Below are 25,069 nucleotides of genomic sequence, written 5' to 3'. Positions count from 1 at the left end.
GCCCGGGTGTAGGCAGAGGGTTAATACACTCAATTGACACGCGGCCGCGAATAAGCTGCCGAGACTGTTTAATTCCCATTTTCCCGATCCGCCCTCCGGGCGCCCCGCGCGCCGCCTTTCGGGTGCTACGCTCCGCGCTTTCGCGGCCCGGACGGCGCCGGGCCGGTTGCCGGTGCACGCGACCGGGAGGGGCCATGGCTGGCGACGCGACCCGGGATCCGACCCGCTGGCCCGAGTTCGGCCGCCGGATGCGGCAGTGGCGCAGGCGGGCCGGGCTCACCCAGGCCCAGCTGGGCACCCGCGTCGGCTACCACCACAGCCTGATCTCCAAGCTGGAGAGCGGGGTCCGGGTGCCGCCCGCCGGGCTGGTCAAGGCGCTGGACGCGCTGCTCGGCGCGGACGGCGAGCTGGTCGAGCTGTGCCGGGAGCCCGCCCGCGAGCCGGACCCGCCGCTGCGCACGCTGTTGTCCGTCCTACCCGGCGCGACCGGCGGCGTCGCGCCCCTGGCGGTGCGGTCGTGGCCGGAGACGCTGCCGGTGACCGATGTCGGCTGTCCGCTGCACGGCCCGGCGGGCTGCGAGGTGCCCGACCTGGCCACCACCCGGGACCTGTTGGCGCTGGTCGGCGACTCGCGCACGGCACCGCGCGGGCTGGAGCCGGACCTCACGCACGCGCTGGCCGCGCTGCGCGCCGAGTACGCCAGGCTGGGCCTGGAGTCCCGGTCGGCGGCGATCCTGCCCGGGGTGGAGTGGCTGCTGCACACGCTGAGCAGACTGGGCGACGCGGGCGAGCCCAGCCCCGCCCACCTGCGGCTGGCCGCGCACTTCGCGGCGATCGCGGGCAGGCTGCGGATGCACCGCGGCCAGCACGCGCTGGGCATGGCCTGGTTCGGGCACGGCCTGGCCCGCGCCGACCTGACCGGGGACGTCGGCGCGCGGGTGCGGCTGCTGGCCGAGGTGAGCACGCTGGCCCGGCTGGAGGACGACGCCGACACCGCGCTGGCCTGCGGTCGGGCCATGGCCGCCGCCGACCAGGACCGGGTGTGGACGCGGGCGCTGGCCGACCTGGCGCTGGCCCGCGGGCACGCGCTGGTCGGCGCGGGCGCCGAGTGCCTGCGGCACCTGGACGCGGCCGAGGCCGGGCTGGCCCGGTTCGGCGAGCTGGACCACCGGGAGGCCCCCTGGCTGGCCGGTGACCTGGGCAGACTGCGGCTGGACGCGGCCGCAGGCGGGGCCCTGCGGGACCTGGCCGCGCACACCGGCGACCGGGCAGCGGCCCGGCGGGCGACCCGCGTGACCGAGGAGGCGGTGGGCCTGGTGCCCGAGCCGATGCGGCCCGCGCGGCTGTTGCTGCTGGTACGGCTGGCCGACGCGCACGCCTGCGCGGGCGAGCCGGACGCGGCGGTGGCGGTGGTGGCGCCGGTGGCCGAGGAGGCCGCGGCCGCGGGCCGCTCGACGATCACCGCGGAGCTGGCCAAGCTGCGTGCCCGGCTGACCCGCGACTGGGGCGACGCGCGGGCGGTGCGGGTGCTCGCCGAGCGGGTCGGCGGCCATAGCCGCACCCCATAACGAATAGTGCGTCCGAAAATCGAACAACGGCACCGGCGCGCATTACCTGGACGGACGGTCGAATTGCCGTCCACCGTCCGGTACGCCGGAATTTGCCGGATGTTGACAATCGGGCGTTCCCACTATGGAATCCATTGACTGTCACATGGCCATATCTGAATGCTTCGCTGCGCTCGGTGACGTCCGCGTCCCACTCCGGTGCACTGCCCACGAGGCGGGCCCGGTCGTCCCGCGCACCACCCTGCCCACAAGGAGCATTCGATGAAGCGCAGAACGATGACGGCCGGGGTCGCCCTGGCCGTCTTCGCCGGGACGGCGGTCGCGTTGACCACCAGCCCGGTGTTCGCCAGCCAGGAGCAGCAACCACCGGCGGCAAACCCGCAGGCCCTGGCCCTGGCCGCGGCCGACCTGGCCGCCAACAGCGGCATGGACGCGCTGGCCAAGGGCCCGGACGAGGCCTACTCGCGCGACCTGGTCACGCCCTGGGTCAACGACCTCTACTCGGTCAGCTACCAGCGCAGCTACCGCGGCCTGCCCGTGGTCGGCGGCGACGCCACCGTGCTGGCCGACGGCAAGGGCCAGGTCAAGGTCATCCACGCCGCGACCAAGGCGAAGGTGGCCGTCCCCTCCACCAACGCCCGGGTCACCAAGGCCGCCGCCGAGCAGACCTCGCGCGCCGAGCAGGGCAAGACCGCCAAGGTCGAGTCCGGCCGCCTGGTGGTCAAGGTCGTCAACGACTCGCCCAAGCTGGCCTGGGAGCACCTGCTCATCGGCAACACCAAGGACGGCGGGCCCAGCCACCTGACCGTCTGGGTGGACGCGAACACCGGCGCCGTGCTGGACAAGGTCGAGGACGCCGCGCACGGCACCCTCAACAGCGAGTGGAACGGCCAGGTGCAGATCAGCACCTCCCAGTCCGGCAGCACCTACCGGACCGTGGACACCACCCGGCCGGGCCTGCAGTGCTCCGACTACTCCGGCGGCCAGGTCTTCTCCAAGTCCACGGACACCTGGGGCACGGGCAGCGGTTCCAGCAAGGAGACCGGCTGCGGCGACCTGCTCTACGCGGCGCAGCAAGAGTGGGACATGCTCAAGAACTGGCTGGGCCGCAACGGTCACGACGGCAACGGCCGCAGCTGGCCCGGCAAGGTGGGCCTCGACCAGCTCAACGCGTACTGGGACGGCTCGACGATCACCATCGGCCACAACTCGGCCAACAAGTGGATCGCGTCCATGGACGTCGTCGGCCACGAGTACGGCCACGGCCTCGACCAGAACACCCCCGGCGGCACCTCCACGGAGGCGGGCCTGGGTGAGGGCACCGGCGACATCTTCGGCGCGCTGACCGAGGCGTACGCCAACAACTCCAAGGACACCCCCGACTACACCGTCGGCGAGGCCATCAACCTCCAGGGGTCCGGCCCGATCCGCAACATGTACAACCCGTCGCTGGTCAGCAACGACCCGAACTGCTACAGCTCCTCGATCCCCAACACCGAGGTGCACAAGGCAGCGGGCCCGATCAACCACTGGTTCTACCTGCTGGCCGAGGGCTCGGCCCCCGGCGGCGGCAAGCCGAACAGCCCCACCTGCAACAACTCCACGGTGACCGGCGTCGGCATCCAGAACGCGGGCAAGGTCTTCTACGGCGCCATGCTGCTCAAGACCAGCGGCATGACCTACAAGAAGTACCGCGTCGCGACCCTGGCCGCGGCCAAGAGCCTGGACGCGACCTGCAACCTGTTCAACAAGACCAAGGCGGCGTGGGACGCGATCACCCTGCCCGCGCAGACCGGTGAGACCACCTGCACCTCGCAGCCGGGCAACGACTACTCCATCGGTCTGAACCCGTCCTCGGGCTCGGTCAAGGTCGGCACCTCCGGCTCGTTCCAGGTGAGCACCCAGACCACCTCGGGCTCGGCGCAGAACGTCACCCTGTCCGCGACCGGCGCACCGTCCGGCGTGACCGTGTCGTTCAACCCGGCCTCGGTGCAGACCGGCGGCACGTCGGCGGCGACCGTCCAGGTCGGCGCGAACGTGGCCACCGGCGCGTACACGATCACCGTCAACGCCGCGGGCTCGGTCAACCACTCCGCGACCTACCAGCTCAACGTCACCCGTGACGACAACCCGCCGGACAACACGGTCCCGAACATCGACCCGACGGCGGTCCAGGCGCACCTGACCCAGCTCAACTCCATCGCCTCGCAGAACGGCGGCAACCGCCGCGCGGGCAGCGCGGGCTACACCGCGTCGGTGGCGTACGTGAAGGGCAAGCTGCAGGCGGCGGGCTACACCGTCTCCGAGCAGGTCTGCACCGGCTGCACCTACCGCTCCAACAACCTGATCGCCGACTGGCCCGGCGGCGACGCCAACCAGACGATCATGTTCGGCGCGCACCTGGACAGCGTGGCCGCGGGCCCGGGTATCAACGACAACGGCTCCGGCTCGGCGACCATCCTTGAGGTGGCGCTGCAGCTCGCCGCGAAGAACCCGACCATGGCCAAGCACGTCCGGTTCGGCTGGTGGACCGACGAGGAGCAGGGCCTCAACGGCTCGAAGTTCTACGTCGGCCAGCTCAGCGCGGCGGCCAAGGCGCAGATCAAGGCGTACTACAACTTCGACATGGTGGCCTCGAAGAACGCGGGCTACTTCATCAACAACATCAACACCGCCGCGGCCGCCCCGATGAAGGAGTACTGGACCAGCCTGAGCCTGGCTCCCGAGGAGAACGTCGAGGGCGCGGGCCGCTCCGACGACTACTCGTTCCAGAACGCGGGCATCCCGTCCTCGGGCTACGCCACCGGCGCCTCGGCCCGCAAGACCTCGGCCCAGGCCCAGAAGTGGGGCGGCACGGCCAACGCCGCGTACGACTCCTGCTACCACTCGGCCTGCGACACCACCAGCAACATCAACGCCACGGCCCTGGACCGCAGTGCCGACGGTGTCGCCTACACGATCTGGAAGCTGGCCGTCACCAACACCCCGCCGCCGGTCAACGACTTCGCGGTGACGGTGAACCCGGGCTCGGCGACCGTCCAGGCCGGACAGTCGACCACCACCCAGGTGTCGACCCAGACGACCTCGGGCTCGGCGCAGAACATCACCCTGTCGGCCGTCGGCGCCCCCACGGGCGTGACGGTGTCGTTCAACCCGTCGTCGGTCCAGACCGGCTCGGGCTCGACCGCCACCATCTCGGTCGGCGCGACCACGCAGTCCGGCACCTACCCGATCACCATCTCGGGTGTCGGCTCGGCCACCCGGTCGGCGACCTTCACGCTGACCGTCAGCGGCACCCCCGGCGGCTGCACCGGTTCCGACGTGATCCAGAACGGCGGGTTCGAGAACGGGACCTCGCCGTGGACCACCACCTCCGGTGTGATCGACAGCCAGGCCCAGGAAGCACCGCACGCGGGCAACTACAAGGCATGGCTGAACGGGTGGGGTAGCACTCGTACGGACAGCGCGGCGCAGACGGTCAGCATCCCGGCAGGCTGCTCCAACTCGACGCTGACGTACTGGCTGCACATCACGACCGCCGAGACCGAGGCGGTCGCGTACGACAAGCTGACCGTGACCGTGAACGGGACCTCGGTCGCCAGCTACTCGAACACCGACGCCAACGGTGGGTACGAGCAGGTGTCGATCAACGTGGGTCAGTTCGCGGGGCAGTCGGTGACGATCAAGTTCAATGGTGTGGAGGACGCGAGCCTGCAGACCAGCTTCTTGATCGACGATGTCGCACTGCAGACCAAGTGACTCTTGGGCTGAGCTGAGCTAGTCGGCGGGGTGGGGCACTTCGGTGCTCCACCCCGCTGCTTTGTGCGTGGGGGTTTCCGGCCCGAGCCTGGATCTGATCGGGCCCCACTCCGACATGGAAACTCCCGGCCGTCGGGGGTGGCGCGACGGCCGGGAGTGGATCGGGGGACCTTCCCGTTGGGGTGTCCGCCCGGAGACTCGGCAGCGTGACCGGCGGCCTGAGCGGTTCGACTCCAAAGAGTGACCGATGCCGCCCCGCGCTATACGGAGCGTGTCAGGCGACGTGGACTGCCGGGCGGCGGACCGGGTCGGATTCCGCCGAGCGGAGGATCTCGCGGGTCACCGGCGCGGTGTCGCCCTGGCCGAGGATCAGGTACCTGAACAGGTGGGTGATGGGGTTGCCCTCGGACCATTCGAAATAGCAGTGCGGGCGGACGCCGGTCGCGTCGCGGAGGGCCAGGAGGATGGCGGCTATGGCGTTGGGGGCGGCGGGGCTGTCGGCGCGCAGGATTCGGTGGCCTTCGACCTCCACGCCTCTGACTCGCAGGACGTCGCTGAACTCGGAGGGGTCGATGACGTCGATTTCGAGGAAGATGATGTCCGCCGTGCCGGGGACCGGGTTCAGGCCGCGCTGTTCGGATTCCTTGTCCGCGTACTCGGCCTCGTCACCGGCTTGGCGCTTGTTGGCGATGAGGTTGAGTTTGCCGTCGAACTCCAGGGACTCCGTGATGAACCTGCGGGCCTCCTCGTCGAACTCGATGCGTTCGGCCCGCAGTTCCGTGGTGCGGGTGACGCGGGAGACCAGGGAGATGACTATCACGCTCGCGACGAAGATGAGCGAGATGGCGATGCCGTCGGGCTTCTCGATGACGTTGGCGACCAGTGCGTAGACGAGCACCAGCGTCAGCACGGTGAAGCCGATCGCGGAGGCGCGGTGTCTCCGCCGGATCGCCGAGATCATCACCGCGAAGGCGCCGGAGACCATCATGGCCAGGATGCCGGTGGCGTAGGCGCCCGCCTGGGCGTTGACGTCCGCCTTGAACGCGATGGTGATGAGGACGCAGACCGCCGTGTAGACCAGGACGACCGGACGGACGGCCCGGCCCCATTCCGGGGCCATGCCGTAGCTGGGCAGGTAGCGGGGGACGATGTTGATGAGCCCGGCCATCGCCGACGCGCCTGCGAACCAGAGGATCAGGATGCTGCTGACGTCGTAGACGGTGCCGAAGGCCTCGCCCAGCTTCTCGTGGGCCAGGTAGGCCAGGGCGCGGCCGTTGGCCTCGCCGCCGGGGGCGAACTTCTCCTTGGGGATCAGCACCGTGGTGATCAGGCTGGTGGCGACCAGGTACACGGACATGATCAGGGCGGCGGTGGTGAGCAGCTTGCGGGTGTTGCGGACCCGGGAGGCCAGACGCTCCTTCGGGTCCTTGCCGGTGGCCGAGATCAGCGGCATCATGCTGACCCCGGTCTCGAAGCCGGACAGGCCCAGCACCAGCAACGGGAACGCCAGGATGGCCGGGCCCGCGATGCCGGTGAGCCCGCCCGAGTTGGTCAGCGCGTCGACCCAGTCGCCGAACTGGGCGCCGTGGGTGAACAGCTGGACCAGGCCCACGACCACGATGACGGCGTTGAGGGCCAGGAAGACGGCGACCAGCGGGATGGCCACGCCCACCGCCTCGCTGAAGCCCAGGAGGAACACGCCGCCCAGGATCAGCAGCAGGACCACCGTGACGATGACCTCGCGGCCGTGCAGGAACGACGGGAAGAACGGGTTCTCGACCATGTGCACGGTGGCGTCGGCCGCCGACAGGGTGATGGTGATGATCCAGGACGTGGCCACGAAGCCCAGCAGGACCAGCACGAAGATCTTGCCGCGCCAGAACGGCAGCAGCTTCTCCAGCATGGCCACCGAGCCCTGGCCGTTGGGGCTCTCGTGCGCCACCCGGCGGTACATCGGGAGCATGCCGAACAACGTGAGCGCCACGATCAGCAGCGTGGCCACCGGGGAGAGCACTCCCGCCGCGGTCACCGCGATGGCGGGCAAATAGGACAAAGTGGAGAAGTAGTCCACGCCGGTGAGGCACATGACCTTCCACCAGGACTGCGGTTCCCCGTGCTCCTCGTCGCTGGCCCGGCCCACCGGGTGCACCCGGTGTTCCATCAGCCAGCGGTTCAGCCTGCCCCGTGGGGGTCCGCCCTGGGTGGGGGACTCCACAGTGGCCGGAACGACGTACTCGGAAGTGCTCATGCCCGCCCCTCGACCGCGCGCCTCGACATCGCGAAGCATGCCCTATCCGGGTCCGCCGGGCGGGTGATCCACGCGGGGACACACCGCCCGGCGGGCGCGGGGTGGCTCACACCGGCGGCGGCGGTTCCGGCTCCCCGGCCGGGGGCCTACGGCGCAGGGCGTCGCTGAGCAGCGCCGCGCCGGAGTCGGCGGAGCGGGCCGCCTGCTCGTTGGCGCGGCGCAGCTCGCGGTAGACCTCGTCGCGGTGGACGGCGACGGAGCGGGGGGCCTGGATGCCGACCCGCACCACGTCGCCGCGGATGTCCAACACGGTCACGGTGACCTCGTCCCCGATGCGCACGCTCTCACCGGTCCGGCGGGTCAGCACCAGCACGTGATCTCTCCTCCCCCGCGGGGTTCAGGCGGGCAGCAGCCGGGCGCGAATAGGCAGATCCTCCTCCAGGATGACCTGGACCGCGCGCCGAGTGGACTGGTCGACGATGATCGGCGCGAGCAGGTTGGCCGTCGCGTCGGCCACGGTGCCCGCGGCGGTCACCACGAGCAGCACCAGCAGGTCGGTCGGTTCGGTGGTGCCGAGCTGCTCCAGCACCTGGGCGCCGACCTGCGGGGCGTAGTCGGGGAAGAACGGCGCGGGCGGCACGACCAGGAACCGCAGCTCCGGGTCGGTCACCGAGCGCAGGGTGTAGAGCGGGCCGTCCTCGGTCACCGAGACCAGCACGAACTCGCGATGGTTCGGGAAGCCCGGGATGGGCACGCTGAACTCGATGGTGGGCAGCGGCCGCTCGTCGGTCACGGTCGTCACGGGGCTGGTCGTCACGCCTCCTCGGGCCAGGGTCGCGGTCATCGCAGGAAGTCCAGCAGGGAGGGCTGCACGATCCGGGCCGTGGCCGCCAAGGCGGCGTTGTAGCCCGCGGTCTGCGTCTGCAGATCGATCACCGCCTTGGCCATGTCGACGTCCTCGATGTTGGTCAGGCGCGAGTTCAGCGCCACCGTCTGGGTGTCCGCCGCGTCCTGCGCGGTCTCCAGCTGCGAGTATCGGGTACCCACGGAGGCGATCTCGGTGTTGACACGCGACATCGCCGCGTCCAGCTGGGTGAGACCACCCGACAGGGTGGAGGGGTCGCCGGTGAGCGCGGTGGTGATGCTCTTCAGTACGTCGAAGACGTTGCCGCTGCCGGTGCCGAACACGTCCGCGGACACGTCAACGCGCACCTGGTTGCTGTCGCCGACGCGGCGCAGCACCTGGCCGGAGTCGCCCTGGTAGACGCCGTTGCTGTCGAACGCGCGCTGCACGTCGGCGGTGCCGCCGAAGACCGGGCGGTCCAGGTAGGTGGTGTTCGCGACCGCGATCAGGTTGTCCCGGATGGAGTTGAGCTCGGTGGCGATGCCCGCCCGCGCGTTGGGGTCGTTGACCGCGGGCTGCGACATGCCCTGCAGGGTCAGGTCGCGGGCGCGCTGCAGCAGGTCGGTCGTGGTGTCCAGGGCGTTCTCGGCGGTGCCCAGCCGGGACAGGCCGTCGGTGGCGCTGCGGTTGTAGCGCTCGCGCGCGGCGATGTCGCTGCGCACCTGCATGGCCGACACCACGCCGGTCGGCGAGTCGGACGGCTTGCCGATCTGCTTGCCGGTGGTGATCTGCTCGCGCAGCCGGTCCAGGTTGTTGGAGCTGTTGCGCAGCCCCGCCAGCACCCGGGTCTGGGTCGACTGCTCGGTGACACGGAAACCCGACATGGACTACGCCCCCATCCGGTTGATCAGCGTGTCCAACATGGAGTCGACCGCGGTCATCAGCTTCGCGGCGGCCTCGTAGGAACGCTGGTAGGAGATCATCGAGGTGAGTTCCTCGTCCAGGTTGACCCCGGACGCGGCGGAGCGGGCGGCGTCGACCTGGGTGGTGATGCCGTCCTGGGTGTTCGCGGCGGACTCGGCGGCGCGCACCTTCATGCCGATGTCGGCCACGTTGGTCTGGTAGATCGTGTCGGCGGTGCCGGTGGTGCCCAGCCGGGCCATGGCGTCGGCGTTGGCGCCGTTATAGGCCTGGGTCTTGTCGCCGGAGGCGGCGATGGCGAACGGGTCGGTGGTGGCGACCGCGACGCCCATGGCGGTGCTGCCGGACAGCAGCGGTCCACCCGCGACACCGGTGGTGGTGAAACCGGCGGCGTTGGCGGTGTTCACCTGGTTCACCAGGGCGGCGGCCACCTTGTCGAAGCCGGTCAGCTGTCCGGGAAGGACAGTGGTGAGCGCGTTGGTGATGGCGCCTGCGGTGCCGGACACGCCGGTGGTGGCGGAGTCGGTGTCCACCCACTTGAGACCGGCCGTGTCACCCGACTGGGCGGCGGTGATGGACGCTCCGCCCGCGACCTTGAGCGCTCGCGCGGTGGTTCCACTGACCAGGTTCGACCCGCCGAGTGACATCGTGTACGAACCGTCGGCGGCCTGGGACAGCTGCGCGCCGGTCTGCTCGACCAGCTTCATGGCCACCACGTCGCGCTGGTCGGACAGCTCGTTGTAGCTGACGCCAGCGGACTTCGCGCGGATGACCGCGCCGTTGAGGTCGGCCAGCTGGCTCGCCGCGGAGTTGATGTCGTTGACGGTGCTGACCAGCTCGGTGCGCCGGTTGTCGTACTGGCCGGACAGCTCCGAGGCGGAGGAGTTCAACGCGGAGGCCACCGACTGGGCGCGGGTGAGCAGCTGGGTGCGGGCGGCCGGGTCCTTGGGGTTGTCGGCGACGTCGGCGAAGCCCGCCCACATGTTGTTCAGCTGGGCCTGCAGGCCGCTGGTGCCCGGCTCGTTGTACACGCGCTCGGCGTCGACCATGACCTCGTGCGTGGTCGTGGTGGTGGCCTGGCGCTCGTGCTCGTAGCGGGTGCGGGCCTCGATGTAGGCGTCCTTGAGCCGGTTCACCGAGGTGACCTGCACACCGCCGCCGGTCTCCCCGATCGGCTTGTTCGCCCACAGCGCGGGCACCGACGAGCCACCGATCGAGGTGGTCTCCAGCCGCTGCCTGGTGTAGCCCTCGGTGCCCGCGTTCGCGATGTTCTGACCGGCCAGCTCCAGGCCCTGGCGCTGCACGCGCAGCGCGGTCAGCGCGGTGTTGATCCCGTTGAATCCCATGGTTACAGCGCCTCATCCACCAGTCGGGCACCGACCGGGGCGGGAGCGGTGCTCCCGTCGGCGCGGTACATGCCGTCGGCGCCACCGCCGCCGCGCACCACGCGCAGCGCCTCGGCCACCGCGCGCCGACCGGAGGTCAGCAGGTCGCGGTTGGCCTCCACGGCGGCCTCGATCTCCGCGGACAGTGTGGACAGTGCCGTGCGGTGCTCGCCGAACACCGACTTCCACGGCTCGTCCAGCGCGTCGGTCAGCGCGGACAGGCTCGGGCCTGGCGGGAGGCCAAGGCCCTCGGCCAGCTCGTCCACCGCCGCGGCGCGCAGCAACTCGGTGTTCTGGATACGCTCAAGCATCAGCTCCACCTCGTAGGTGGCCGACCCCAGCCAGCGGGTGCGGCCCGCGGACAGCAGCAGGCTCTCCACCTCAAGCTTGAACAGCAGCAGCGACAGCAGCTCGCGCTGCCGCCACAGGATCGCCGAGGTCTCCACGGGGTTCATGCGCTGTGCCTCCGGTAGGCAGGTCCGACGGGGTCTCACCCGTGCCTATCGGCGCCCAGGTCACGGGCCTGAGGAAACCCGCGCAACCACTTGCGACGGTCGCACCCGAGACGCACCCGTCGAGCACTTGGGACACACCTCTCGCCCATCACATTTGTCCATAACAGCAAGGGCGGACCACCAACCGCCCGGATGTCCCAGATGGACGAGCGGCGGAGGAAGCGACAATGTCCGAGAACCCCGGCACCACCCGCACCACGGACACCGACACGCTGATCGCGGCGAACCTGCCCCTGGTCGGCCACGTTGTGCGCGAGATGCTGGCTCGGGTTCCCGCCCACGTGCGGCGCGACGAGCTGTTCTCCGCGGGCTCCGAGGCGCTGGTCGCCGCGGCCCGCTCCTACGACGCCGAGCGCGGCGTGCCGTTCCCCGCCTACGCCGCCGTCCGCGTCCGCGGCGCGCTGCTCGACGAGCTGCGCGGCCAGGACTGGGCCAGCCGCTCGGTGCGCGGCAAGGTCCGCAAGCTGGAGACCGCCCGGGACGCCTTCGTCGCCCAGCACGGCCGGGTCCCCTCGGACGCCGAGCTGGCCGAGGTGCTCGAACTGGACGTGCGCGCCGTGGTCGCCATCCGCGACGACGTGCAGCGCTCCTTCGTGGTGAGCCTGCAGTCGGTCGTCTCGGACGGCCCGGACGCCGCCGAGATGGTCGTGCCGGACGAGCGCGGCACCCCCGAGGACCTCATCCTGGAGCGCGAGCGGGTCGGCTACCTGCGCGACGCGGTCGACGTGCTGCCGGACCGGCTGCGCGTGGTCGTCGAGGAGTACTACTTCAACAACCGGCCGATGGCCGAGATCGCGGAGCGGCTCGGGGTCACCGAGTCCCGCGTGTCCCAGCTGCGCGCGGAGGCCACCGGCCTGCTGCGCGAGGGCATCAACGCCCAGCTCGACCCGGAGCGGATGGCCGCCGCGGACAAGCCCGAGGGCTGTGCCGCGCGCCGTCGCGCCTCCTACTACGCGGCGGTGGCCGCGCAGGGCTCCCTGCGCACCCGCCTGTCCAAGACCACGTCCTACGGCGTGCCGGTCGACCTGTCGGCCTGACCGAACCGGCCTGAAAAGGCCCGTTCGTGCTGTCGAAGCACCACCGCTCGAAAATCTCGGAATAAATCTTCCCCGCGGGGCTCAGATAGCTCCAAAGGTGGCCGAACTACTCGGTGCCTGCCCACGGAAGGGCGGGAGAGGGACTCTACTCAAGGAGGAATTACAATGAGTCTGCGTATCAATTCCAACATCGCGGCCATGAACGCCTACCGCAACCTGTCGGTCAACGACAAGCAGATGTCGAGCTCGCTGGAGAAGCTCTCGTCTGGCCTGCGGATCAACCGGGCAGCCGATGACGCTGCCGGCATGTCGATCGCTCAGGGTCTCCAGGCCCAGATCGGCGGCCTCAAGGTCGCGACCCGCAACGCCCAGGACGGCGTCAACGTCGTTCAGACCGCCGACGGCGCGCTGAACGAGTCGGCCGAGATCCTGCAGCGCATGCGTGACCTGTCCGTGCAGGCCGCCAACGGCGGTTCGCAGGACACCAACGCCCAGGCGGCGGCTCAGACCGAGTTCGGCCAGCTGCAGTCCGAGCTGGACCGGATCGCGAAGACCACCTCCTTCGGTGGCCAGAAGCTGCTGGCCGTCGGCACCGCGGGCGGTACCGCTTACACCGGCTCCTTCCAGGTCGGCGCCAACAACACCACCGACGACCGCATCAACGTCGCGCTCGACGCGTCGGTGTTCGGCACTGCCGGTACCAAGGCCAACAACACCCTGTCGGGTACCTTCGACGCGACCCTCGACACCAAGACCATCACCGCCTCCATCGGTGGTAACGGTGCCACGGTCACGCTGAACAGCCCGGCGAGCCTGGACGACGTCGTCAACCAGCTCAACAACAACAGCAACTTCAGCGCCACGTTCGTCGCCAGCAAGTCCGGCACGGACCTGAAGATCTCGTCCAAGGTCGCCCAGACCGAGACCATCACGGTCAGCTCCTCGGCCGCTGGTCTGACCGCGGGCACGGCGGTTCCCGGTTCCACCGGTTCCACCGCCACCGGCTTCGACTCCGCCGGCCTCGGCGTGGGCGCTGGTGTGTCGCTGAGCAACACCACCAACGCCCGCAACGCGATCGACGCGGTCGACAACGCCATCAAGAGCCTGTCCACTGCTCGCGCCCAGCTGGGTGCGTACCAGAACCGGTTCGAGCACACCATCAACAACATCAACGTCCAGGTGGAGAACCTGTCCGCGTCGAAGTCGGCCATCACCGACACCGACATGGCCCAGGAAATGGTCAAGTTCACCCGGTCGCAGATCCTGTCCCAGGCGGGCACCGCGATGCTCGCCCAGGCGAACCAGGCTCCGCAGTCGGTTCTGCAGCTGCTGCGTGGCTGAGTAAACACGAAGGCCCGGGTACTGATCAGCCAGATCAGTACCCGGGCTTTTCTCATCTTCCGGCCCATCCGGCCGATGTACCGGTTGCCCACGGATAGACGGAGAAGTAAGGCACTCACATGACAAGCAGCGTCGACGGTCTCGTCACCGGGTTGGACACCACCAGCATCATCAACCAGTTGATGACGCTGGAGGCCGCACCCCAGACGCGGCTCAAGACCAAGGTGAGCGAGCAGCAGACGCTGACCAGTGCCTACCAGGCCATCAACGCCAAGGTGCTGGCGGTGGGGAACGCGGTCAAGGACCTGCAGACCGCCACCACCTGGACCGCGGTCAAGGCCACCGCCTCCTCGTCCAGCGTCTCGGTCGCCACCTCCTCCACCGCGCTCAGCGGCACCGCCACCTTCGACGTCTCGTCCCTGGCCACCACGCACGTGCTGACCTCCGCGGTGCCCGCCAACGGCACGCCCGCGACCGGCAGCTCCCTCGACATCGTCTTCGCCGACAAGACCGTCAACGTCAACGTCACCACCAACACCGCCCAGGGTGTCGCCGACGCCATCAACGGCGCCAACGCCGGGGTCCGGGCCAGCGTGCTGACCACCACCAACGGGCAGGTACTGCAGTTCTCCGCGACCGGCACCGGCGCGGCGAAGTCCTTCAGCATCAACGGGTTGGCCAACTCGACCTCCGTCATGACGCAGGGCGCGGACGGGGTCATCACCGTCGGCAACCCGAACGCGGGCGGGTTCAAGATCACCAGCGCGGACAACACCTACACCGGCCTCATCCCCGGCGTGACCGTCACCGCCAACAAGGTGGACACCGGGATCACCGTGTCCACCAGCCCCGACTCGTCCAAGGCGACCAGCGCGATGCAGGCTCTGGTCTCCGCGGTCAACTCGGCACTGTCCACGATCGACGCGGCGTCCGCGTACAACCCGACCACGAAGACCTCGGCACCGCTGGCGGGCAACACGCTGGTGCGCAGCCTGCGCGACCAGCTGCTCGGCGCGGTCTCCAAGGGCACCGACGGGGGCACCAGCTTCGCCGCCAACGGTGTGTCGCTGGACCGCAACGGCCAGGTGAAGTTCGACGCGACCGCGTTCCAGAACTCCCTGGCCGCCGATCCGACCGGCACCAAGGCCGCGCTGTCGACCACGCTCGGCGGCCGCTTCTCGACCATTTCCGACGACACGACCAACAGCACCACCGGCAAGCTGACTCTGGTCATCCAGAACGGCAACACCTACGTGCGCAGGCTCACCGACCAGATCAGCGACTGGGACGACCGGCTCGCGGCGAAGAAGGTGGCGCTGCAGCGCCAGTACACCAACCTGGAAACCGCACTCGGCAAGCTGAAGGACCAGTCGAGCTGGTTGTCCGGTCAGCTGTCCAGCCTGAGCGCCTGACGAGGAGTCTGAATGTCGTCCCCCGCGTTGCGCCAGCGGTACCTGGCGGACTCCGTGACCACCGCGACCCCCGGTCGCCTGCTCGTGATGCTCTACGACCGGCTCTGCCTGGACCTGTCCCGCGGCGCGGAAGCGCTCGACTCGGGCGACCGGGAGACCGCGTCGGAGATGCTGCTGCACGCCCAGGACATCATCCTGGAGCTGCAGAGCTCCCTGAAGCCGGACGAGTGGGCGGGCGGCGCCGAGCTGGCGGGCCTGTACTCGTACCTGCTCACCCAGCTGATGCGGGCCAACGTCCGCAAGGACGCCGGTGCCGCGCGCGCGTGCCTGACCCTGGTCGAGCCGCTGCGCGACGCCTGGCGCGAGGCCGTGGAGGGGCTACCCGCGACGAACGGGCAGACGTGAGCGAGAACGCGGCCCGCTGGCACGAGGCCTGGGCCGCGGCTCTCGACCGGCTGGAGGCCGATGTGGACTCCGCCGAGGCGCTGCTCAACGACGAGCACATGCTGCGCGACCTGCCCGCGCACGACCCGTGGCACCCACCCCCCGGGCTGGGCCCGCTGCCGCTGGACCTGCGACCGCGCGCGGACGCGGTGCTGCGCAGGCAGCTGGACGTGGCCGCGCGCATGGCCACGGCCATGACCAGCGCCGCCAAGCACTCCCTGGTGCTGGGCAAGATGGGCGACGACGCCCGCGAGCCCGCCCGACCGAGCTATGTGGACGTCGCCCTGTAACAGACACCAGACCCGAGAGACATACGGCGGTACGGATAACCATCCGTACCGCCGTTTTCGTATTCCGGGAACGGCACAACCCGAACACACCCGACATCGCCTTCAACCGTCAACCGACACCCCCGATATTAGTCCTGTGTGGATCTAGCGATGATCGTCCGAAGCAGTCGGGCATGATCCCGGTTCGTCCACGCTGAGCTGCTGGAAGAGCACCCGAGTCGTACCCGGAACGCACCCGTTTCGGAGAGCGCGGCCACAGACAATTCCATCAGCTCAAGCCAGACTAGGACGAAGCAACGCGTGAGCACGGAACGCTCACCACCACCCGCCACGGATCGGCGACCACCCGGCAAGCAAAAGGAGCTCCGGCTGTGTTCGACGATCTCGCCTCGCAGGCCATCCGCGCCTCGCTCGACGGCCTGGCCATGCGCCAGCGGGTTCAGGCGAACAACATCGCCAACATCGAGACCCCCGGCTTCAAGGCCAAGCGCGTGGAGTTCGAGTCCGCGCTGAGCCAGGCGATCGCCGACGGCGACGGGACCGGCGTGCACGCCACGGTGTCCACCTCCCCGCTGGCGGCCCGGCAGGACGGCAACAACGTCAACCTCGACGAGGAGACGCTCGGCTCGACCGAGACCAACCTCCGCTACCAGACGATGCTGCGCGCGATGGACGACCGGTTCGGCCTCGTGAGCACCGTGCTGAAGGGTGTGCGCTGACCATGTTCAACATCATCGACACCGCCGCGAGCGGCGCCTCGGTCCACCGCAAGTGGCTGGACGCGGTCTCCGACAACATGGCCAACATCAACGACGCCACCTCGACCAGCGGCCCGGCCTTCCAGGAGCGGTTCGTGGTGGCCAAGGAACTGCCCGGCCACAACGGTTCGGTCGTCACCGAGGTCAAGTCCGGCGACGCGCAGGGCCGCACCGTCTACGAGCCCACCAACCCGCTGGCCGACGCCCAGGGCTACGTGCGCTACCCGGACATCAACCTCTCCGACCAGATGGGCTACCTGATCATGGCCCAGCGCGGCTACCAGGCCAACCTCGCCGTCGTCGACCGGGCCACCTCGGCCTACCAGGCGGCCCTACAGCTCGGGAAGAACGCGTGAGCAGCCCAATCAGCGCGGTGACCGCCGCCATCGCCCCGCCCGCCGTCGCCGCCCCCATCACCGTCGACGATGCCGCCACCACCGCCGCCTCCGCTGCCAACGGAACCAACTTCGGCCAGCTGATCGGCAAGGCGCTGGAGAGCAACCAGGCCGTCCAGGACCGGGCAAGCGACCTCGCCATCAAGGCGGCCACCGGCTCCGAGATCGACGTGCACAACTACCTCGCGGCGGCCACCGAGGCCTCGCTGACCACCCAGCTGACCGTCCAGGTGCGTAACAAGGCGATCGACGCCTTCAACGAGATCATGAGGCTGCAGGCATGAATCAGGACCGCATCATGGCGCTGGTGCGCCGGATCGGCAACGGTTTCAAGGCTTTCACCGTGGGCCAGAAGATCGTGGTCGTCGGCGGCGTGCTGGTCGTCGCGATCGGGATCTGGGTCTACATGACCTTCGTCAACACCACCAACTACTCGCCGCTGTTCACCAACCTCGCGGCCAAGGACGCCTCGTCCATCGTGGACAAGCTGACCGCGCAGGGCGTGGCCTACCAGCTCGCCGACGGCGGCACCACCGTCGAGGTGCCCGCCGACCAGCTCTACTCGCTGCGGCTGACGATGGCCGCCGCGGGCCTGCCCGCCTCCGAGGACACCGGCTACTCGCTGCTGGACCAGCAGGGCGTGACCACCTCGGAGTTCATGCAGCAGGTCACCTACCAGCGGGCGCTGGAGGGCGAGCTGACCAAGACCATCAAGTCCATCGACGGCGTCACCGGCGCCTCGGTGCACCTGGCCATCCCCACCAAGGACGTCTTCTCCGACGACACCAGCAAGCCGACCGCGTCGGTGATGGTGTCCACCGGGGCGGGCAAGAAGCTCTCCGCCGAGCAGGTCCAGACGATCGTGCACCTGGTCGCCTCCGGCGTCGAGGGCATGGACCCCAACGACGTCACCGTGGCGGGCTCGGACGGCACCGTCCTGGCCACCGCCGGACAGGCCGCCAGCGGCTCCACCAGCACCCAGCAGCAGGAGACCGCCGCCTACGAGGCGCGCGTGAGCAGCTCGCTGCAGTCCCTGCTCTCCCAGGTGGTCGGCGCGAACCACGCGGTCGTCAAGGTGACCGCGGACCTGGACTTCGACACCGCCACCACCAAGACCCAGACCTACACCAAGTCCGACGCCCCGGCGCTGTCGGAGAGCACCACCAGCGAGAAGTACTCCGGCACCGGCGCGGGCGCGGCGGGCAGCAGCAACGGCGGCGTCCTCGGCCAGACCAACGGCACCGACGGCAACGGCTCCACGCTGACCAACGACACGTCGAGCACCAGCGGCACGTCGAGCACCGACAGCAATGGCTCCTACTCGCAGGACAAGGCCGTCCGGGACAACGCGGTCAACAGCGTCATCGAGACCCGGCAGAACGCCCCCGGCCAGGTCCGCAAGCTCGGTGTGGCGGTGCTGCTGGACAAGACCACCGCGGCCAACGCCGACCTCGCCCAGATCAAGGAGCTGGCGGCCTCGGCCGTCGGCCTGAACACCACCCGCGGCGACACCCTCGCGGTCAGCGCGATGGCCTTCGACCAGACCGCCGCGAACGCCAACGCCCAGGCGCTGGCCGACCAGCAGGTCACCGACCAGAAGTCCGAGCAGTTCACCATGATCAAGCAGGCCGCCGCGGCCGGTGCCGTGCTGCTCCTGCTGCTGATCACCTGGCTGGCCACCCGCGGCAGGCGCAAGCGGGCCAGGGTCCTGCAGGCCGCCGAGATGCAGCGGCTGGACGAGATCAAGATCGAGCTGGAGCGCACCAGGGCCGCCGCACTGGAGAACGCCGAGGAGAAGGCCCGGCTGGAGGCAGCCGCGAGCGGTGACCTCGCCGCCATCGGCGCGGGCACCGGCGGCGACCCGAACCCGCAGGAGCGCAAGCTCAAGGAGATCGAGGCGCTGGTGGACGAGCAGCCCGACGAGGTCGCTCGACTGCTCCGCGGCTGGCTCGCGACGAAGGGCGCGTGAACGACATGACCGAGTTGACCGAGGGTTCGGACGGCCTGCGCAAGGCCGCGGTGCTGCTGCTGCAGATGGGCAAGGACGGGTCCGCCAAGGTGCTCTCCAAGCTGCGCGAGGCCGAGGTCGAGGCGCTCTCCGCGGAGGTCGCCCGGCTCGGCGCGGTGGAGGCCACCTACACCAACCAGGTGCTCGACGAGTTCCACGCGATGGCCAAGGCCCGCAAGCACGTCGCGCACGGCGGCATGGACTACGCCCGCGAGCTGCTGATCGAGACGCTCGGCCACGACCGCGCTGACGAGATCGTGGACCGCATCGGCGCCACCCTGGTGGACGTGCCGTTCCGGTTCCTGCAGCGGGCCGACCCGCGCCAGGTGCTCTCGTTCCTGCAGGAGGAGCACCCGCAGACCGTCGCGCTGGTGCTCGCGCACATGCCTGCCAACCTGGCCTCGGCCGTCCTGTCCGGACTGGCGCCGGACCGGCAGAGCGATGTGGCGCTGCGGGTGGCCACCATGGGCCGCACCTCCCCGGAGGTCGTGCGCAAGCTGGAGAACCTGTTGGAGCGCAAGCTGTCCTCGCTGCTGCAGCCGAGCGACGTGTCCACGATCGGCGGCGTCGGTCCGCTGGTGGACATCATCAACCGGTCCGACCGGGCCACCGAGCGGTCCATCCTGGACGGTCTGGCCAAGCGCTCGCCGGAGCTGGCCGACGAGATCCGCTCGCAGATGTTCATGTTCGAGGACCTGGTCGGCATCGACGACAAGTCGCTGCAGCTGGTGCTGCGCAACGTGTCCGGCTCCGACCTGGCCACCGCGCTCAAGGGCGTGCGCGACGACGTGCGCGAGAAGGTGCTGCGCAACCTGTCCGAGCGCGCGGCGGAGAACCTGGCCGAGGAGATCGAGGTGCTCGGCGCGGTTCGGCTGCGGGTCGTGGAAGAGGCCCAGGCGAAGATCATCGGCGAGATCCGCTCGCTGGAGGAGTCCGGTCAGATCGTGCTGCGTCGAGGAGACGATGATGAGTTTGTCGCCTGAGCACGTGGGATCCGTCCTGCGCGGCGACTCCGCGGCCGTCCCGTTCCGGGTCGGCGTGGCGCTGAGCGAGCAGACCGGCACCCGGGCAGGCGCGCACGCCGAGGGCTACGCCACCGGCTGGGCGCAGGGCATGCGCGAGGCGCGCACCGCCACCGCGGCCGCCCGGCTGCGGGCCCAGGCCGAGCTCGACCGACTGGTGGCGCTGCGCGCCGCGCAGGCCGACGCCGCGCTCACCGCGGTCGACACCGCCGCCCGGCAGGTGCAGGCCACCTCGGTACGACGCACCGAGGAGCTGGCGGGCGAGGTGCTCGCCGCCGCCGTGCACCTCGCGGAGGCCATGCTCGGCGCGCAGCTCACCGCCGCGGTGACCGAGAGCGCCCGGCACGGCCTGACCCGCGCCATCGCCGACCTGCCCGCCACCGCCGCGGTGGTGGTCCGGGTCAACCCGCTCGACCACGCCGAGCTGGTCGCCGAGGGCGACCCGGCCCCCGGCCGCACGGTGACCCTGGTCGCCGACCCGGCCATCGCGCGCGGTGACGCCATCGCGCAGACCGCGGTGACCACCGTGGACGCCACCCTCGCCAACGCCGTCGCCCGGATCCGAGCGGAGCTTGCCGCATGAGCACGATGCTGGACGAACAGCTGGCCGCGCTGCTGCCGGTCGCCCGCCCCCGCCGCACCGGCTCGGTGGTCGGCGTCGTGGGCCTGGCCGTCACCGTCGCGGGCATCGCCGCCCGGATCGGCGACCTGGTCAGCATCGGCCCGGCGGACGAGCCGCTGCTGGCCGAGGTCGTGGCCCTGGACCACGAGAAGGTCATCTGCCTGCCGCTTGGCCCGCTTGGCGGGGTCGGCATCGGCAGCCCGGTGGTCAACACCGACAGCCCGCTGCGCATCGCGGTCGGCGCGGAGCTGCGCGGCCGGGTGCTCGACGGCCTGGGCAGGCCGATGGACGGCGGCCCGGCGCTGACCGGGCTGACCAGGGTGTCGGTGGACATGGCGCCGCCGTCGGCGATGGAGCGCTCGCTGATCAGCGAGCCGCTGCAGCTGGGCGTGCGCGCCCTGGACACCATGGTGCCCTGCGGCCACGGCCAGCGCATCGGCATCTTCGCCGGGTCCGGCGTCGGCAAGTCCAGCCTGCTGTCCATGATCACCCGCGGCACCCAGGCGGAGATCACCGTGATCGCGCTGATCGGCGAGCGCGGCCGCGAGGTGCGCGAGTTCCTGGAGAACGACCTCGGCCCGGAGGGCCTGGCCCGCTCGGTGGTCGTGGTGGCCACCTCCGACCAGCCGCCGCTGGTGCGGCTGCGCGCCGGTTTCGTGGCCACCCGGATCGCCGAGTTCTACCGCGACCAGGGCAAGAACGTGCTGCTGATGATGGACAGCCTGACCCGCATCGCGATGGCGCAGCGCGAGGTCGGCCTGTCCGCAGGCGAGCCCCCGGCCACCCGCGGCTTCCCGCCGTCGGTGTTCGCGCTGCTGCCCACCCTGCTTGAGCGCGCCGGGCCCGCCCCGGTCGGCGGCATCACCGGGCTGTACACGGTGCTGGTGGAGGGCGACGACCACAACGAGCCGATCGCCGACGCCGCCCGGTCCATCCTGGACGGTCACATCGTGCTGGACCGCAGGCTGGCCACCGCGGGGCACTTCCCCAGCATCGAGGTGCTGGAGTCGGTGTCCCGGGTCACCGGCGCGATCACCACCCCCGAGCAGCGCGGCGACGCCACCACCCTGCGCAGGCTGCTGGCCGCGCAGCGGGACGTGCGCGAGCTGGTGGAGATCGGCGCCTACGTGCCGGGCACCAACCCGGACGCCGACCTGGCGCTGGAGCTCAAGCCGCGGATCAACGACTTCCTGCGGCAGCGCATCGACGAGCAGGTGCCCGCCGCCGAGGCGTGGCAGGACCTGGCCGCGCTGCTGCACGCGGGCGGGGGCGTGGCATGACCATCCGTTCCCGGCTGGCCTCGGTGCTGCGCGCCCGCAAGGCCCAGGAGGACATCGCCCGCGGCGAGGTCGCGCGCGCCAACGCCCGGCTCGCCGACGCGGGCGAGCTGACCGTCGAGCGGGCGGGCGCGATGGAGCGCTGGGCCGTGCCGCGCAACGGCGACGCCGCGGGCTACCTGGCCGCGGTCGCCGCGGGCCGGGCGCTGGCCTCCGCGCTGTACGAGGCGCGGACCCAGGAGGACGCCGCGCGCGAGATCAGCGAGACCGAGGTGGACAAGCTGCGCGAGGCGGCCCGCCGCCGCCGCAGCGTGGAGAAGCTCGTCGAGCGCGGTGTCGAGGAACGCAGGGTTAAAGATCTTGCCGCCGAGCAGCGGGCTGCCGATGAAGTGGGCAGCCGACGACGGGGAGACGACCGATGAACGGCATCGACGCGATCATGGCCCGAATGGCCCAGATCGACGCCATGTTGCCCACCCGCCAGACCACCACCACCCAGGCCGCCGAGTCCGGGTCGGACTTCGCCTCCGCGCTCTCCAGCGCGATGGGCGGCGGCTCGACCGGCGCCGACGTCGTCGCCGACGCGAAGAAGTACCTCGGTGTGCCCTATGTCTGGGGCGGCACCAACCCGGCCACCGGCCTGGACTGCTCCGGCCTGGTCAAGCAGGTCTACTCGGACCTGGGCATCGACCTGCCCCGGGTGAGCCGCGACCAGGCCAAGGCGGGCACCGCGGTGGCCTCGCTGGACCAGGCGAAGCCGGGCGACCTGCTGGCCTTCGGCTCGCCGGTGCACCACATCGCCATCTACATCGGCGACGGCAAGATGATCCACGCGCCGGAGCCGGGCCAGAACGTCAAGATCTCCAGCGTCTACGAGACCCCGACCGCGATCCGGCGCGTCATCCCGGACACCGCGTCGTCGACCTCGTTCGACAACGTCACCAGCCTGAGCGGCTATGCCTCGGCCATCGGCGGCGGCACCTCGGGTGCCTCGGGCGCGTCGGCGTACTCGTCGATGTTCGCGCAGGCGACCGCGAAGTACGGGCTGCCCAACGGGTTGCTGTCCGCGGTGGCCCAGGCCGAGTCCGGCTACAACCCCAAGGCCGTCAGCGGCGCGGGCGCGCAGGGCCTGATGCAGCTGATGCCGTCCACCGCGTCCTCGCTCGGCGTCAACGCGCTCGACCCGGCCCAGGCCATCGACGGCGCCGCCCGGCTGCTGAAGAGCAACCTCGACCAGTTCGGCTCGGTCCCGCTGGCGCTGGCCGCCTACAACGCCGGTCCGGGCGCGGTCCGCAAGTACGACGGCGTGCCGCCGTACGCGGAGACCCAGAACTACGTCCGCAAGATCATGGCCAACCTCACCGCGGGAGCGGCTGCATGACCATCCCCGGCTTCACCCTGACCTCCGCCGCGGCGGCCGCCGCCAAGGGCGCGGGCACCGCGCCGGGCGCGCCCACCGCGCCGGGCGGCAAGCGGCCGGTCACCGCGGTCGGCACGAGCGGCGACGACGCCGGTTCGTCCGACAACCCGGGCGCGGACCGCGCCGACGCCGACGCGACCCCGAACTTCGCGGCCCTGCTCCAGGCATTGGCCGCCATCCAGGTCCCCCCGCTGCCCACTCCCCCGCAGCCCCAGCCCGGCGTGTCCACCGCCCCGGGCGTCTCGGCGCAGGGTGCGCGCACCGCGGGCGCGCTCGGCGCCATCGGCGCCCTCGGTGGCATCGCTGCCACCACAGCCATCACAGGCACCGCAGCCACCGCAGCCACCGCCACCATCTCCACCACCGCCGCCCCGGCCGGTGCTCCGGCCGCGGGCGCGACCGCGACGGTCATGGCACTGCCGGGTGCCTGGCAGCCGACCGGTGTCGCCAAGGGCCCGGTCACCTCGCAGGCCGCACAGGCCGCTGTGTCCACCGGCGGCGCCCCGGTGACCACACCGGACACCCCCGGCGCCGCGACGATCACGCCCCAGCAGGCCGCTGCCGCCCTCGCGGACGCTCCCGCGACCATCGGCAACCCGGTGGCCGCCCAGGCCGTCAGCGGCGCGACCAGCGCCCCGAACAGCGTTGTCAACCCGGTTGCAACCGATGTGGCGAGCGCCACGGGCAGGAACTCCGCCGGTATTCCGGAGGTCTCGCGCGCGGCTGCCGACAACCAGTTCGTGGACAACGGGACCACCGCCGCGGCACTGCCCGCGAACACCGCGAACACCGCGCCCTCGGGCCTCGGTGCCGCCTCCGCCGCCCCCGGCGCGGGGGCCGCCACGTCGCCCTCGGCGACCGCCCTGCCGACCCAGCCGACCCAGACCGTGACCGCGCAGCCGACGATCCCGGCGCCCGCGCTCCCGGCCGACACCGCGACTACCGCGACTTCTGCGGCTTCCGCGGCCGTGACCGGCCAGACCGATGGCACCGCCGTGGCGCAGGCGCTCGGCCAGACTGCCGCGCAGACCGGGCCCGCGAAGGCCGAGTCCGCCAAGGGCACCCAGGACGCCACCGCGACCGCCGACGCCGCCGCTGTGTCGGGCACCGCCCGGACCGGTGTCGCGCACGGCAAGGGAACCGCCGAGAAGGGCGACCGCGACCAGGACTCCCAGCAGTCCGGCCCGGCCACCACCACGCTCGCGCCGGTCACCGCCCAGAGCACCGACGCCGTCACGAACCCGGGGGCCCAGTCCCCCGTCGTCGCCGACGGCAACCAGACTACAACCGCCGCGCCCGCTCTGTCTACAGTGGACTTGACGGTGCGGCCGCAGGCGGTCGACGCGCCCGGCCAGGCACCGGCGCCGCAGCAGAGCGCGCCGACCCAGAACGCGCACCGGCTGGCCACCGAGCTCACGCCGCTGCGCGGGCACAACGGCGACCACACGATCACCGTGCACCTGCACCCGGTCGACCTCGGCCCGGTCGTGGTCACCGCGCGGATCTCCGGCGGCGACATCCGCCTGGACCTGGGCAGCGCCACCGCGGCGGGCCGCGAGGCCATCCGCGCGGCACTGCCGGAGCTGCGCGCCGAGCTGGAGAGCGCCGGGTACTCCTCGTGCGTGCTCAGCGACGGTGCGAGCGCCCACGCCGACCAGCAGTCCCAGCAGTCGCAGCGCGCCCAGTGGGACCGGTGGACCGCCGACGCGGTCCGCGCGGACGCGCCCGCCATGCCGGACATCCCGGTCGCCATCCCGACCCGCTCGCCCGCCGCGGGCGTCCTGGACCTACACGCCTGAGCCC

Annotated in this window: 23 protein-coding genes; 17 read left to right on the top strand and 6 right to left on the bottom strand. The window is 70.9% G+C overall.

Translation table 11 applies throughout. The annotated features are described in order from the left end of the window. Nucleotides 1-194 precede the first annotated feature (194 nt). Entirely contained in the window at nt 195-1,568 is a 1,374-nt protein-coding gene (locus tag C503_RS41215) for a helix-turn-helix domain-containing protein (RefSeq protein WP_018685622.1), read from the top strand. Nucleotides 1,569-1,829: 261 nt separating this feature from the next. After that, a complete protein-coding gene (locus C503_RS48165) occupies nt 1,830-5,327 on the top strand; it encodes a M28 family peptidase (protein ID WP_156893581.1) in 3,498 nt (1,165 codons plus the stop codon). A gap of 274 nt (nt 5,328-5,601) precedes the next feature. Here the strand turns inward: C503_RS48165 and C503_RS0128445 are convergent, their stop codons facing one another. From C503_RS0128445 to flgN, 6 genes are all read right to left on the bottom strand, one after another. Then, nucleotides 5,602-7,575, bottom strand: a complete 1,974-nt coding sequence (locus C503_RS0128445; protein WP_018685620.1) for an APC family permease — start codon at nt 7,573-7,575, stop codon at nt 5,602-5,604. A 106-nt stretch (nt 7,576-7,681) separates the two neighbouring features. Beyond that, entirely contained in the window at nt 7,682-7,948 is a 267-nt protein-coding gene (gene csrA / locus C503_RS48965; RefSeq protein WP_026316783.1) for a carbon storage regulator CsrA, read from the bottom strand. A gap of 24 nt (nt 7,949-7,972) precedes the next feature. Next, nucleotides 7,973-8,392 carry a flagellar assembly protein FliW gene (gene fliW, locus C503_RS0128435; protein ID WP_245572605.1) on the bottom strand — a complete coding sequence of 140 codons (420 nt, stop codon included), beginning with the start codon at nt 8,390-8,392 and terminating at the stop codon, nt 7,973-7,975. A gap of 23 nt (nt 8,393-8,415) precedes the next feature. Next, nucleotides 8,416-9,303 (bottom strand): flagellin N-terminal helical domain-containing protein, encoded by an 888-nt coding sequence (locus C503_RS0128430; RefSeq protein ID WP_018685618.1) that lies wholly within the window; start codon nt 9,301-9,303, stop codon nt 8,416-8,418. 3 nt (nt 9,304-9,306) lie between these two features. Next, nucleotides 9,307-10,686: a flagellar hook-associated protein FlgK gene (flgK, locus tag C503_RS0128425; protein WP_018685617.1), complete on the bottom strand. Its 1,380-nt coding sequence runs from the start codon at nt 10,684-10,686 to the stop codon at nt 9,307-9,309. Nucleotides 10,687-10,688: 2 nt separating this feature from the next. Next, entirely contained in the window at nt 10,689-11,180 is a 492-nt protein-coding gene (flgN, locus tag C503_RS0128420; protein WP_018685616.1) for a flagellar export chaperone FlgN, read from the bottom strand. A 227-nt stretch (nt 11,181-11,407) separates the two neighbouring features. Here flgN and C503_RS0128415 point away from each other — a divergent pair, with 227 nt between their 5' ends. The 15 genes from C503_RS0128415 to C503_RS0128345 all read left to right on the top strand — a co-directional run bounded on the left by C503_RS0128415 (nt 11,408) and on the right by C503_RS0128345 (nt 25,065). Next, nucleotides 11,408-12,277: a sigma-70 family RNA polymerase sigma factor gene (locus tag C503_RS0128415; RefSeq protein ID WP_018685615.1), complete on the top strand. Its 870-nt coding sequence runs from the start codon at nt 11,408-11,410 to the stop codon at nt 12,275-12,277. Nucleotides 12,278-12,442: 165 nt separating this feature from the next. Continuing rightward, complete coding sequence (locus C503_RS48635) at nt 12,443-13,618, top strand: flagellin N-terminal helical domain-containing protein (protein ID WP_018685614.1); 1,176 nt, start codon at nt 12,443-12,445, stop codon at nt 13,616-13,618. Nucleotides 13,619-13,737: 119 nt separating this feature from the next. Continuing rightward, the gene (gene fliD / locus C503_RS0128405; protein ID WP_018685613.1) at nt 13,738-15,030 is read left to right on the top strand and encodes a flagellar filament capping protein FliD; all 1,293 of its coding nucleotides are present in this window, start codon (nt 13,738-13,740) and stop codon (nt 15,028-15,030) included. Nucleotides 15,031-15,042: 12 nt separating this feature from the next. After that, the gene (gene fliS, locus C503_RS0128400) at nt 15,043-15,435 is read left to right on the top strand and encodes a flagellar export chaperone FliS (protein WP_018685612.1); all 393 of its coding nucleotides are present in this window, start codon (nt 15,043-15,045) and stop codon (nt 15,433-15,435) included. Continuing rightward, complete coding sequence (locus C503_RS0128395) at nt 15,432-15,764, top strand: hypothetical protein (protein ID WP_018685611.1); 333 nt, start codon at nt 15,432-15,434, stop codon at nt 15,762-15,764. The genes fliS and C503_RS0128395 overlap by 4 nt, the downstream gene beginning before the upstream one ends. Nucleotides 15,765-16,135: 371 nt before the next feature. Then, nucleotides 16,136-16,483: a flagellar basal body rod protein FlgB gene (gene flgB, locus C503_RS0128390; protein WP_018685610.1), complete on the top strand. Its 348-nt coding sequence runs from the start codon at nt 16,136-16,138 to the stop codon at nt 16,481-16,483. Between the two features lie 2 nt (nt 16,484-16,485). Beyond that, complete coding sequence (locus tag C503_RS0128385; RefSeq protein WP_018685609.1) at nt 16,486-16,878, top strand: flagellar basal body rod protein FlgC; 393 nt, start codon at nt 16,486-16,488, stop codon at nt 16,876-16,878. Then, nucleotides 16,875-17,201: a flagellar hook-basal body complex protein FliE gene (gene fliE / locus C503_RS0128380; protein ID WP_018685608.1), complete on the top strand. Its 327-nt coding sequence runs from the start codon at nt 16,875-16,877 to the stop codon at nt 17,199-17,201. The genes C503_RS0128385 and fliE overlap by 4 nt, the downstream gene beginning before the upstream one ends. Then, nucleotides 17,198-18,886 carry a flagellar basal-body MS-ring/collar protein FliF gene (gene fliF, locus C503_RS0128375; RefSeq protein WP_018685607.1) on the top strand — a complete coding sequence of 563 codons (1,689 nt, stop codon included), beginning with the start codon at nt 17,198-17,200 and terminating at the stop codon, nt 18,884-18,886. The genes fliE and fliF overlap by 4 nt, the downstream gene beginning before the upstream one ends. Nucleotides 18,887-18,891: 5 nt before the next feature. Continuing rightward, nucleotides 18,892-19,908: a flagellar motor switch protein FliG gene (gene fliG / locus C503_RS0128370; protein ID WP_026316781.1), complete on the top strand. Its 1,017-nt coding sequence runs from the start codon at nt 18,892-18,894 to the stop codon at nt 19,906-19,908. After that, on the top strand, nt 19,892-20,530 hold the full coding sequence (locus C503_RS43695) for a FliH/SctL family protein (RefSeq protein WP_169514623.1): 639 nt from the start codon (nt 19,892-19,894) through the stop codon (nt 20,528-20,530). Before fliG ends, C503_RS43695 begins: the two co-directional genes overlap by 17 nt. Further along, entirely contained in the window at nt 20,527-21,849 is a 1,323-nt protein-coding gene (locus tag C503_RS0128360; RefSeq protein ID WP_018685604.1) for a FliI/YscN family ATPase, read from the top strand. The genes C503_RS43695 and C503_RS0128360 overlap by 4 nt, the downstream gene beginning before the upstream one ends. Further along, nucleotides 21,846-22,268 (top strand): flagellar export protein FliJ, encoded by a 423-nt coding sequence (locus C503_RS0128355; RefSeq protein WP_018685603.1) that lies wholly within the window; start codon nt 21,846-21,848, stop codon nt 22,266-22,268. Before C503_RS0128360 ends, C503_RS0128355 begins: the two co-directional genes overlap by 4 nt. Continuing rightward, the gene (locus C503_RS48630) at nt 22,265-23,227 is read left to right on the top strand and encodes a transglycosylase SLT domain-containing protein (protein ID WP_018685602.1); all 963 of its coding nucleotides are present in this window, start codon (nt 22,265-22,267) and stop codon (nt 23,225-23,227) included. The genes C503_RS0128355 and C503_RS48630 overlap by 4 nt, the downstream gene beginning before the upstream one ends. Continuing rightward, nucleotides 23,224-25,065, top strand: coding sequence for a flagellar hook-length control protein FliK (locus C503_RS0128345; RefSeq protein ID WP_020608212.1), 1,842 nt, complete (start codon nt 23,224-23,226; stop codon nt 25,063-25,065). The genes C503_RS48630 and C503_RS0128345 overlap by 4 nt, the downstream gene beginning before the upstream one ends. Nucleotides 25,066-25,069: the final 4 nt, after the last annotated feature.

It is taken from the genome of Actinokineospora enzanensis DSM 44649 (assembly GCF_000374445.1).
Taxonomy (GTDB): domain Bacteria; phylum Actinomycetota; class Actinomycetes; order Mycobacteriales; family Pseudonocardiaceae; genus Actinokineospora; species Actinokineospora enzanensis.
The sequence above is the reverse complement of the archived record's forward strand: the minus strand, read 5'-3'. Positions and strand labels throughout refer to the sequence as shown.

Excerpts from the sequence above, each read along its gene's own strand:
- C503_RS41215 (WP_018685622.1), top strand. The coding sequence starts at position 195 with ATGGCTGGCGACGCGACCCGGGATCCGACCCGCTGGCCCGAGTTCGGC.
- C503_RS48165 (WP_156893581.1), top strand. The coding sequence starts at position 1,830 with ATGAAGCGCAGAACGATGACGGCCGGGGTCGCCCTGGCCGTCTTCGCC.
- C503_RS0128445 (WP_018685620.1), bottom strand. The coding sequence starts at position 7,575 with ATGAGCACTTCCGAGTACGTCGTTCCGGCCACTGTGGAGTCCCCCACC.
- C503_RS0128430 (WP_018685618.1), bottom strand. The coding sequence starts at position 9,303 with ATGTCGGGTTTCCGTGTCACCGAGCAGTCGACCCAGACCCGGGTGCTG.
- flgK (WP_018685617.1), bottom strand. The coding sequence starts at position 10,686 with ATGGGATTCAACGGGATCAACACCGCGCTGACCGCGCTGCGCGTGCAG.
- flgN (WP_018685616.1), bottom strand. The coding sequence starts at position 11,180 with ATGAACCCCGTGGAGACCTCGGCGATCCTGTGGCGGCAGCGCGAGCTG.
- C503_RS0128415 (WP_018685615.1), top strand. The coding sequence starts at position 11,408 with ATGTCCGAGAACCCCGGCACCACCCGCACCACGGACACCGACACGCTG.
- C503_RS48635 (WP_018685614.1), top strand. The coding sequence starts at position 12,443 with ATGAGTCTGCGTATCAATTCCAACATCGCGGCCATGAACGCCTACCGC.
- fliD (WP_018685613.1), top strand. The coding sequence starts at position 13,738 with ATGACAAGCAGCGTCGACGGTCTCGTCACCGGGTTGGACACCACCAGC.
- fliS (WP_018685612.1), top strand. The coding sequence starts at position 15,043 with ATGTCGTCCCCCGCGTTGCGCCAGCGGTACCTGGCGGACTCCGTGACC.
- C503_RS0128385 (WP_018685609.1), top strand. The coding sequence starts at position 16,486 with ATGTTCAACATCATCGACACCGCCGCGAGCGGCGCCTCGGTCCACCGC.
- fliF (WP_018685607.1), top strand. The coding sequence starts at position 17,198 with ATGAATCAGGACCGCATCATGGCGCTGGTGCGCCGGATCGGCAACGGT.
- fliG (WP_026316781.1), top strand. The coding sequence starts at position 18,892 with ATGACCGAGTTGACCGAGGGTTCGGACGGCCTGCGCAAGGCCGCGGTG.
- C503_RS43695 (WP_169514623.1), top strand. The coding sequence starts at position 19,892 with ATGAGTTTGTCGCCTGAGCACGTGGGATCCGTCCTGCGCGGCGACTCC.
- C503_RS0128360 (WP_018685604.1), top strand. The coding sequence starts at position 20,527 with ATGAGCACGATGCTGGACGAACAGCTGGCCGCGCTGCTGCCGGTCGCC.
- C503_RS0128355 (WP_018685603.1), top strand. The coding sequence starts at position 21,846 with ATGACCATCCGTTCCCGGCTGGCCTCGGTGCTGCGCGCCCGCAAGGCC.
- C503_RS48630 (WP_018685602.1), top strand. The coding sequence starts at position 22,265 with ATGAACGGCATCGACGCGATCATGGCCCGAATGGCCCAGATCGACGCC.
- C503_RS0128345 (WP_020608212.1), top strand. The coding sequence starts at position 23,224 with ATGACCATCCCCGGCTTCACCCTGACCTCCGCCGCGGCGGCCGCCGCC.